This window comes from uncultured Campylobacter sp. (genome assembly GCF_938045775.1).
GTDB lineage: Bacteria > Campylobacterota > Campylobacteria > Campylobacterales > Campylobacteraceae > Campylobacter_B.
On sequence record NZ_CALIBH010000282.1, the window covers coordinates 1 to 10,097 of the forward strand.

The 10,097-nt window shown below is 48.8% G+C and carries 8 protein-coding genes; 4 read left to right on the forward strand and 4 right to left on the reverse strand.

The window, feature by feature from the left end; genetic code table 11:
- A partial coding sequence (locus Q0238_RS11795) for an ATP-binding cassette domain-containing protein (protein WP_297946363.1) occupies nucleotides 1-400 on the reverse strand: 400 nt, incomplete at its 3' end.
- On the reverse strand, nucleotides 397-1,500 hold the full coding sequence (locus Q0238_RS11800) for an ABC transporter permease (protein ID WP_297946366.1): 1,104 nt from the start codon (nucleotides 1,498-1,500) through the stop codon (nucleotides 397-399). The genes Q0238_RS11795 and Q0238_RS11800, both read right to left, overlap by 4 nt.
- Nucleotides 1,501-1,580: 80 nt before the next feature.
- Here Q0238_RS11800 and murJ point away from each other — a divergent pair, with 80 nt between their 5' ends.
- From murJ to Q0238_RS11815, 3 genes are all read left to right on the forward strand, one after another.
- The gene (murJ, locus tag Q0238_RS11805; protein WP_297946369.1) at nucleotides 1,581-2,978 is read left to right on the forward strand and encodes a murein biosynthesis integral membrane protein MurJ; all 1,398 of its coding nucleotides are present in this window, start codon (nucleotides 1,581-1,583) and stop codon (nucleotides 2,976-2,978) included.
- The gene (cysS, locus tag Q0238_RS11810; protein WP_297946372.1) at nucleotides 2,965-4,395 is read left to right on the forward strand and encodes a cysteine--tRNA ligase; all 1,431 of its coding nucleotides are present in this window, start codon (nucleotides 2,965-2,967) and stop codon (nucleotides 4,393-4,395) included. Before murJ ends, cysS begins: the two co-directional genes overlap by 14 nt.
- 1,003 nt (nucleotides 4,396-5,398) lie before the next feature.
- On the forward strand, nucleotides 5,399-7,120 hold the full coding sequence (locus tag Q0238_RS11815) for an ABC transporter ATP-binding protein (protein ID WP_297946374.1): 1,722 nt from the start codon (nucleotides 5,399-5,401) through the stop codon (nucleotides 7,118-7,120).
- Between the two features lie 14 nt (nucleotides 7,121-7,134).
- Here Q0238_RS11815 and Q0238_RS11820 read toward each other — a convergent pair whose 3' ends face one another.
- Nucleotides 7,135-7,293, reverse strand: coding sequence for a hypothetical protein (locus Q0238_RS11820; RefSeq protein WP_297946377.1), 159 nt, complete (start codon nucleotides 7,291-7,293; stop codon nucleotides 7,135-7,137).
- Between the two features lie 355 nt (nucleotides 7,294-7,648).
- Between Q0238_RS11820 and Q0238_RS11825 the strand changes: the two genes are divergently transcribed.
- The gene (locus tag Q0238_RS11825; protein ID WP_177388745.1) at nucleotides 7,649-8,800 is read left to right on the forward strand and encodes an MFS transporter; all 1,152 of its coding nucleotides are present in this window, start codon (nucleotides 7,649-7,651) and stop codon (nucleotides 8,798-8,800) included.
- A gap of 10 nt (nucleotides 8,801-8,810) precedes the next feature.
- On the opposite strand, the gene Q0238_RS11830 is transcribed toward Q0238_RS11825, so the two are convergent.
- Entirely contained in the window at nucleotides 8,811-10,001 is a 1,191-nt protein-coding gene (locus Q0238_RS11830) for an MFS transporter (RefSeq protein ID WP_297946381.1), read from the reverse strand.
- Nucleotides 10,002-10,097 lie beyond the last annotated feature (96 nt).

Sequence of the window (10,097 nt, forward strand, 5' to 3'; positions counted from 1 at the left end):
TCCAAAACATCGATAGCTCATCTATCTCGCGCTCGCTAAATTTAGAGTATTCGCGAAGCAGCACGCCTACGTTTTCGAGCACGCTCATTGAGCTGTAAAGCGCACCGAACTGAAACATCACGCCGCATTTTAGGCGGATCTCGTTTTGCTCTGCTTCGCTTGCGCGCCAAATATCGCGCCCGAAAATTTTAATCTCGCCGCTTTGCGGATGCTTTAAAAATATGAGCGTTTTCATTAACGTCGTTTTGCCGCTGCCGCTGCCGCCTAGGAAGCCGTAAATTTCGCCCTTTTTGACGCTAAAGCTTACGCAATCGTGCATAACGCGCGATCCGTACGCGGTAGTAACGTCGCGCGCGACTATAATTTTAGCGCTTTCGCTGGATTGCATTTGCTCGCTCATAGCCCGATTTCCGAAAACAAAACTGCAAATACCGCGTCGATCGCAATGACCCAAAATATCGCGTTTACGACGCTAATGGTAGTGTATTCGCCGATGCTTTGGGTATTTCCTTTGACCTCGAAACCCCGCATGCAGCCGATGATAGCGATAAATGCCCCGAAAAACGGCGCTTTAATCATACCTACTAAAAAATGCCTAAGCTCTACAGAAGCCTTAAATCTATCCAAATAATCGCTAAAGGCTATGTCTAAATACGCGTCACACACGATCATCTGCGCAAGGATACTCACGCCGTCTGCGATAAAAATGACTAGCGGCATGATTAGTACCATCGCGATAATGCGCGGCATCGCAAGAAAATAAAACGGATCAAAGCCCATCGTCCTCATCGCATCGATCTCTTCGGTGATCTTCATCACGCCGATCTGCGCCGTAAAGCTCGAAGCCGAGCGACCTGCGATAACAATAGCAGCGATAAGAGGCGCTACCTCACGAAGCGTCAAAGCGCCCATTATATCGATGATATAGATGCTGGCACCAAATTTAGAAAGCATATCCGAGCCTATGTAAGCAAGCACGATACCGATCAAAAATGCCGTCAGTGAGACTATGAAAAGCGCGTCTATGCCGCTATCTTTGATGAAATTTACGGTTTCTTTGAAGCGGAATTTCATCGGATGAATTATAAAAGCCGTAAGTTTGGAGAAAAACTCGCCCAAAAAGCCAGCAAGGCTTAGCAAGCCTAGAATTCCAAGATGGCAATAAAGTCCGATCTGCGCTAAAAAATTTAGCCTGCGAGACTCGGGTACGTAGCTAAAATCGATCGTTTTATCATCCATAAAGCTTAAAATTTTGGCGGCTTTGCTGCTATCCTCCACAAGGCTAACCCGCTTGCCGGCAAGGGCGTTTTTGATCATCAGCGCCATGAAGTAGTCTAAATTTGAAATTTCGCTTAAGCTTAGCTCCAGCTCGTTTAAATTTTTTACCGCTTTTTTTAGTGCAAGTAGCTGGGAGCGCGAGCTTTTATAGTTCCACTGCCCGCGTAGCGATAAGGTGTTTTTCCCGCCCGAGCTTTCGAGCGAAAAGGCTAAATTCCGCAAAAATTTCTCTCCAAAATCAAAAAATAGGGGAAATTATAATATAATCAACCTTGGCATTTTATAAAATTTAATGGAGATTTATGCTCAGAGGCTTTTTTACAAATAGCGCAGGCACGCTGGTTTCGCGGGTTTTGGGCTTCGTGCGCGACCTGCTTACCGCATCGGTTTTGGGCGCGGGAATTTACAGCGATCTGTTTTTCGTAGCGTTTAAACTGCCCAATCTTTTCCGCAGACTCTTCGGCGAGGGAGCCTTTACGCAGGCGTTTTTGCCTAGTTTTACAGCCGCGCGTAAAAAAGGAATTTTTGCAGCCTCGGTACTTATTAAATTTAGCATTTTCATCGCGCTTTTAACGGCGCTCGTGCTGCTTGCCGCACCCGTTTTTACTAAGGTTTTGGCATACGGATTTAGCGCCGAGCAGATCAGTCTTGCGGTGCCGTACGTGCGGATAAATTTTTTCTACCTCACATTTATCTTCGTCGTTACGCTCTTTGCTTCGCTGCTTCAGTATCGCGACCACTTCGCTACGACGGCGTTTTCGACCGCACTTCTAAATTTAGCGATGATCGCGGCGCTTCTGCTAGCTCGCGGCAAAGACGGCGCCACGGCGGTGCTCTATCTTAGCTTCGGCGTCGTAGCGGGCGGGCTTTTACAGCTTGCGGTGCACGTTTATGCGCTGAAGTTCACCGGCATGCTACGCGTCTTAACGGGCGGCTTTGCACGGCTTGCGCGGGGTGATAAGCCGCAAACTCAGGGCTTTTATAAAAATTTTTTCGCGGGCGTGCTCGGTGCATCGGCGCTTCAGCTAAGCTCGTTTATAGATACCTTCTTTGCGAGCTTCCTTGCTAGCGGTAGTATCAGCTATCTATACTACGCCAACCGCATATTTCAGCTGCCGCTCGCGCTTTTTGCGATCGCGCTTAGCACGGCGATCTTTCCGCGCATGAGCAAATTTGTAAAAGCTCACGACGACGCACAGGCTCTGGCGCTTGTGGAGCGCGGATTTTACTTCCTTTTGGCGCTGCTCGGGCTCTCTGCGATAGGCGGCGTGATGCTGCGAAACGAGATCACGCAGCTGCTATTTGAGCGCGGAGAATTTACCCGCCAAAATTCCATCGAATGTGCCGCAGTTCTCGGCGCGTATATGGTGGGGCTCGTGCCGTTCGGGCTATCTAGGATTTTTTCGCACTGGCTGTATGCGAATATGAAGCAGAAACTAAGCGCAAAAATTTCGATCTGGTGCGTCTTTATAAACGTCGCTTTGTGCGCGATGTTTTTTAAACCCTTCGGAGCGGTGGGGCTTGCGTTTGCAAGCACGATAACGGGGGCGTTTCTGCTCGGCTTTAATCTCTATTTTTTTGGATTTAATAACTTTTTGGCTATAATCCGCGCAAAAAAAATTATTGCGATCGCGGCGCTTTGTGCGGGCGAAGCGGCGATTTTATACATTTTAAAAGGCTTGTATTATGGTAATTTATGATAGTTTGAGCAAAAAGAAGCTCCCTTTTAAGCCCATTAGCGAGGGGTTGGCGCGCATTTACGCCTGCGGTCCGACCGTCTATGACGACGCGCATTTGGGGCACGCAAAAAGCGCCGTGAGCTTCGATCTGCTGCGCCGCGTGCTGCAAGCGGAGGGCTATGAGGTAAAATTTGCGCGAAATTTCACCGACATCGACGATAAAATTTTAAAAAAGATGGCGGAAACCGGCAAGAGTCTGGGGGAGATCACGGAGCTTTATACCAGCAGATATTTGCAGGATATGAGCGCGCTAAACGTCGCGGACGCGAGCATTTCGCCCAAAGCGACCGAAAATATCGCCGCGATCTGCGAGCTCATATCTTCACTTCTTCAAAAAGGCTTTGCCTACGAGATCGCAGGTGACGGCATCTACTTCGACACGCGCAAGGACGGGGATTACCTAAGCCTTAGCGGCAAAAAAGAGGGCGCCGGCAAAAACATCGCCCGCGTCGCCTCAAACGATGCTAAGCACGACGAGAAGGACTTCGTGCTGTGGAAATTTGACGAGAATTGGTTCGATAGCCCGTTTGGCAAAGGGCGCCCCGGCTGGCACAGCGAGTGCGTCGCGATGATTTTGGCGCACCTTGATAGCGGCGATCCGCATTTTTGCATCGACATTCACGCAGGCGGCGCCGATCTGCTCTTCCCGCATCACGAAAACGAAGCCGCGCAGTGCCGCTGCGCCCGCCATAGAGCGCTAAGCAAATACTGGCTTCACAACGGCTTCGTGCAGGTAAATAACGAAAAGATGAGCAAGAGCCTGGGCAACTCGTTTTTCGTAAAAGACGCCCTAAAAATCGCACCGGGCGAGGCGCTGAGATTTTATCTTTTAAGCTCGCATTACAGGGCAAATTTTAATTATTCGATAGCCGATCTGCTTGCGAGCAAAAAGAGGCTCGATAAAATTTACCGCCTTAAAAAGCGTGTCCGTGACGTTTTAGCTCCCGCTGCGGGGCAAAATTCCACGTCCGAGCTGCCTGCTGCGGAGGCTAAATTTAGATCAGAGATGATGGAGTTTTTAAGCGACGATCTTAACACCTCAGGCGCGCTTGCGGTGCTAGGTAACTTCGTAGCAAGCGCGAATGAAGCGCTCGATCGAGCGCCGAAAGACAAGGCGCTAAAGGCTCAGATCGCCGCAAATTTAGAATTTGCGAAGCAGACGCTTGGAATTTTATATGAGGATGAGACCGAATACTTTCGCTTCGGCGTGAGCGAGCAGCAAAGGGCGCAGATCGAGGAGCTGATAAAACAGCGCGCACAGGCAAAGGCGGAAAAGGACTTTGCGAGCGCGGATGCCATCAGGGCGCGCCTTACGGATATGAAGATCGAAGTGATGGATACGGCTGGCGGCACCGTTTGGGAGGTCGCAGCGGAGTAGAACGTAAAATTTAGCGTAAAATTTTACGCTAAATTTTGTGATTTTTACTATGCGAGACGTAAGTCCGAACGCTAATTCACGCATAAATTTTTAGCGTGATTTTTATCTGCGCATTTCGATACGGCGGCGTGATTTTATTTGGTGGTGTGGCGCAGGAGTGATGCGATGTGCAGCATGACACGGCGACAGAAGCGCAAGGTGGATCGCTATTTTCATTCGTCGGCGCAGCTGATACGGCGGCGCGATATATCGCGGCAAAATGAAGTAACGCTACGGTGTCTGCGCGTATTTACCGCGTTTTATTGGCAATAGGCGATGTGGCGGTGCGATATAGCGCGGTACAGCGGTGGCGCTGCGGCAGCCTGTGCGTAAATTTTAACGCGACTAGGTGCAGTGGAACATGCTGTGGTGACGTGCAAATTTTGGCGCGATTTTTATAGCGATATTGTACGCGGGTGCACGCAGCGATGAAAGTCGCGATTTCATTTGGTGATAACGGCTGATGCAGCGGCAAAACCACAAGGCAGGCCGCGATTTTCATTCGGTAGCGCGGTGTGCGAAAGAGCAATGCGGCGCGCCATTGTGAAGTCGCGATACATGCGATGTATAACGGCACTTTATAACGCTTTATGGCGCCTCAAAGTATTTAACGCTTATGGCGTACAAAAGCGCGCAAGATCGCGATAAATAAAAACTCGCTCGCTTTTAAGGCTCTTTACGCTTTAAAAATGGTAATGTAAAAATTACTCTGTGATGCGCAAAAGCCATTTTAAAGCGCTTTACGCTTTAAAAGCGGCAAACAAAAAAGCTAAATCTCGGCGTCGCCCGCACGGTCGCCGCATGCGAGCGAGTTGATTTAGTGAGCTTGCGAAGCGCAAATTAGCCCAGCGCCGTCGCGCAAATTTTGTGCTGCCTCGCGGCCTAAATTCTAAAATTTCAAGAATTTTGAAATTTCAGAAATTTTGGATTCAAATTTTAAAAATTTTATAAAAAAGGATTGTATTTGAACAGCTTTAAAACTTTACTATCGCGCTTTAAGCCCTATTTTGGGGATTACAAGCCGCAGTTTGCATTGGCGATTTTGGGTATGGTGATGACGAGCGTGGCGACTGCTGCGAGCGCGAAGCTGGTCGAGCCCGTTTTAAATAAAATTTTCGTCGAAAAAAACGAGCCGTATCTCTACACGCTTCCGATCGCGATCATCGTGGTTTTTGCGATGAAAAGCGGCGGCGCGTTTATGCAAAACTACTTCACCGCCTTCATCGGTCAAGACACGGTGCGCCGCTTCCGCGATAGGCTCGTCGCAAGCCTCGTGCGGCTGGACGTGGATTTTTTCAACCGCTTCCGCACGGGCGAGCTCATCAGCCGCACGATCAACGACATCGAGCGTATCCGCGTCGTGGTTTCAAACATGATCCCCGATTTTTTCACGCAGATCATTACGATTTTGGGGCTTTTGGGCGTCGTGATCTATCAGAGCCCAAAGCTTTCGTTTTTCGCGCTCGTGGTCTTTCCGTGCGCGATATATCCGCTCTCACGCCTTGCAAAGCGGATGAAAAAAATTTCGCGCGAGTCTCAAGAAAAAACCTCCGATATCTCCTCGGCGCTCAGTCAAATTTACTCCAACATCGAAATCGTCAAGGCAAGCAACGCCGAGAGCTTTGAAGTGGAGAAATTTAACGCCGAAAACAAGAAATTTTTCGGTCTAAATTTAAAGGCGGTCGTAACGACATGTCTGGTAAGCCCGATCATGGAGATGCTGGGCGCCGTGGGCATCGCCGTGGTGATCATCGTCGGAGGACAGGAGGTTATCGCAGGTCAGATGAGCATCGGCAGCTTTTTCAGCTTCCTTACGGCGCTTTTTATGGTCTACACGCCAATAAAAAAGGTCTCCTCGCTCTATAACAATATGCAAGACGCCATCGCGGCGAGCGAGCGGACGTTTGAGCTCATAGATTTGGAGCCTACGATCGTAGGAGGCGGAAAGCAGATGGGCGAGATCGGCTCGGTGAGCTTTTGCGACGTGTCGCTAAACTACGGCGACAAGGCGGTGCTGAAAGACATAAGCTTCAGCGTCAAAAAGGGCGAAATTTTAGCGCTCGTCGGAAACAGCGGCGGCGGCAAAAGCTCGGTCGTGAACCTTCTGATGCGCTTTTACGACGCGAGCAGCGGTAAAATTTTATTCAACGGCAACGACGAGATCGGCGAGTTTAGCATCCCTAGCCTGCGCGAAAATATCGGTCTCGTAAGCCAGCGCGTCTATATTTTTAACGACACGATCGCGCAAAACGTAAGTTACGGCGCGGAATTTAACGAGCAGCGCGTAATAGAGGCGCTCAAGCTAGCCAACGCCTATGAGTTCGTAAGCTCGATGAAAGATGGAATTTACACCGTGCTTAGCGAGTTCGGCGCAAATCTTAGCGGCGGACAGCGCCAGCGTATCGCCATCGCGCGCGCACTGTATAAAGACCCGCAAATTTTAATATTCGACGAGGCGACTTCGGCGCTGGATAACGCAAGTGAAAAGGAGATCTCAAACGTCATCGAAAAGATCAAACAAAGCAAAATCGTCTTTGTAATCGCTCACCGCCTCTCCACGATCGAGCGCGCCGATAATATCGCCGTGATGAAAAACGGCCGAATACTTGCTATCGGCACCGACGCGAAGCTAATGGGCGAATGCGAGGAGTATCGCAGTCTAAAGGGGATCATGCAAAACGGCTAAATGGTGCCCAAGCTTTAGCGATGAAATTCTGCGCCTTTTGCGCCCCGGTTTTGCTCTATGAAATTTTGAAATTTTAGCTTTGAAGCAAGTCGCATAAATTTATCCGCAAAGATTGAAATTTTACTTTGAAATTTAGCCGCGCGGATCGCCGCTTCGGCCGCAGGGCTTTTCAATAAAACTCGACTCTTTGGTGCGACGAGGCACGACCGCTAGAGCTTTAATGCTTGAATTAAAATTTATCTTAAATTTTTAGCGCTTCGTTGCGGCTCGTCTCTAAATTTAAACGCTCGCGCCGTTTTAAAACCGCTGCGGTAAAATTTTATCGCACACTAGGCTTTTCGGCGCGTTACCTGCACCTGATCTTAGGCATCTGCAATAAAATTTTGGCTTTATTTTCCTTTATAAATTTTCGCATCTTTTTAAAATCTCTATCCGAATCGAAATTTTTCAAATATTTTTTTACACAAAAACCGAGCTTTAATCAATAAAAGGCTACAATACGTCAAATTTAATTCCAAGGGAAAGTCATTGTTTGAATCTATGCGCGCGGCACGCTCGCTAAGCCCCCTATTCCTGGGGATTTTCTTTATGTTTATCGGCGACGCGCTAGTCATCGCAAGCGCGGGCATCATGCTAAAAGAATCCGGCCACAGCGAGCTTGAGATCGGAGCGATTTCGGCGTTTTTCTTTTTAGGTGCGATCTTTAGCGGCTTTTTCGTGCCTTCGATAATCGGCGCGCTCTCGTACGTGCGGGCATACGCGGTCTTTACGGCGCTTTTCGGAATTGCTGCAATGCTGCACGATCTAGGCTCAAACCTCGTGTATTGGGCAATTTTACGCTTCATTTTGGGCTTTTGTTATTACGCGCTTTTGATGATAATCGAAAGCTGGATAAACTCAAAGATCACAAACGCTATCCGCTCCCGCGTGCTCGCGATCTACGAAGCGGTTTTTTACGGCGCGTTTGCGATAGGAGTTGCAATTTTAGCGCTAAATTTCGGAACGATGAAGGTCTTCGTGCTAAGCGCATTTTTCATCATCCTAGCGCTGCTGCCGGTAAATTTAATCCGCTTCAACCCTCCCAGAGTTCCCGCTCGCATGCGCATCTCGATGCCGCAAATTTCGATCGTGCCGCCGCTTGCGTTTGCGACGGTGGTTTGCGCGGGCATTTTGATTAACGGCTTTTTTTCGATGGCGAGCGTTTTCGTGCTAAGCGCAGGGCTTGGAGTGGGCTCGGTGGGCGCATTTATGGGATCGGCGATGGCAGGAGGCTTCTTAGCACAGCTCGTCTGTGGCACTATTTCAGATAAGTTTGGTCGCAAACGCGCCATAATGATAGTTTGCGTCGTGGGCCTTACTTCCTGCGCGGCGCTATTTTTTGCTAAAAGCTTCATCCTAACGTGCGCACTTGCGTTGATGTTGGGATTTGGCGCCTTTCCTTTGTATTCGCTCGCCATCGCGCGCGCAAACGACTCCATCACCGGCGAGGGCGCATCTCGTGTGCAAATTTCGGCGGCGATGCTTTTTATCTATTCGAGCGCGTCGCTCTGTTCGCCTTTGATAATCGGCGCGATGATGAAATTTTTAGGCGCAAACGGCTTTATCTGGGTGTTTTTCGCGGCGATGAGCTTTTTATTTATATTTGCTATTTTCCGTCCCGAGATCGCGCCAAAAAGATAGCTTTAAAATTTTAAATTTTTTCGTAGATCAAAAATTTATAATAAAACGCCGCGATTGCAAACATAAAGCCCATGCCGAAGGTGATTTGCGAAAGCGAAAATCCAAGCTCGAAAAAAAATCCGATCGCAGCCGACACGAGCGTCGCGACGATGAAATACGCCATGTCGTTGTAGGCGATAACGCGCCCGAAAAACTCCCTATCGACGTGGCTTTGCAGCTGCGTAAAAGAATACGACCACACCGTCGTGATAAAAAATCCCGCTGCGATCATGCCCGCAAACGAAAGCCAGTAGTTAAACTCTAGCACCGCCCACAGCGCGATGCCCGCAAACTGCCCCAGCAATAGCCAAAAAAACGTATGTTTATTCACGATCTTGCTTAGCCATATCTGTCCGAAAAACGCAGCTGCCGAGCGCGACATATTCATAAGCCCGATGACTAGCGAGGCGCTTAAAATTTCTTTGTATTTATACTTCGCAAGAAGCGCGATGAGATTGTCGTAAGTGGTGACGGCGACGAAGGCGTGAAGGACGATGAGATGCACCACCAAAGGATGCGAGCGCAGGTAAGAAAAGCCCTCCTTTAGCATCTTAAACACGGGTCCTGGCGCGTTTCTTGCAAGGTCTTTAAAATTTAGCCGCAGCAGGATAAAAAACGAAAAAACGTATAAACAAAAATCCAAAATAAACGCCGCTCGCACGCCGAAATAGTGGATAAAAATACCCGCGCTCGCCATGCCGAAAGTATATGTGATCGTCCAAATAATGCCCGTCATCTCGTTGGCAAGCTTGAGATAGGGGCGACTTAGAAATTTCGGCAGCGTAGATGATTCGGTTTGGAAAAACAGCGTGCCTGCGACGCTGCGCACGACCACGATCAAAAGTAGCAGCCACAAATAATCCAAACTATCGATAAAAATCAGCATGAAAATACTGATCATCTCGGTTATGAACATCGCCGTCATCAGCGGCTTTGGTTGAAATTTATCCACGATGATGCCGTTGATGGGCGCCAAAAAGATGTTCGGCACGAACGAAACGACGCCCACCGCCGTAATCGCCCACACCGGCGCGCCAAGCTCAATCAGCAGCGTAGCGATCCCAACGACCGAAAACCACAAGCCGAACATACATATAAAACCCGCCGAAAAGAGCAGTCGGTAGTTGCGTGAATGGTGAAGCAACGCGATGTATCTGATCATAAAATTTTATCCCGTAAATTTAATATAAAAAATCTAGCGAAATTGTATCACGGCGCGCCTTAAAAGCCAAAATAAGCTAAAAATGCTATAATTGCG

What these genes read in the sequence shown, in the direction of transcription:
- cysS (WP_297946372.1), top strand. Translation starts at nt 2,965, where the DNA reads ATGGTAATTTATGATAGTTTGAGCAAAAAGAAGCTCCCTTTTAAGCCC.
- murJ (WP_297946369.1), top strand. Translation starts at nt 1,581, where the DNA reads ATGCTCAGAGGCTTTTTTACAAATAGCGCAGGCACGCTGGTTTCGCGG.
- Q0238_RS11830 (WP_297946381.1), bottom strand. Translation starts at nt 10,001, where the DNA reads ATGATCAGATACATCGCGTTGCTTCACCATTCACGCAACTACCGACTG.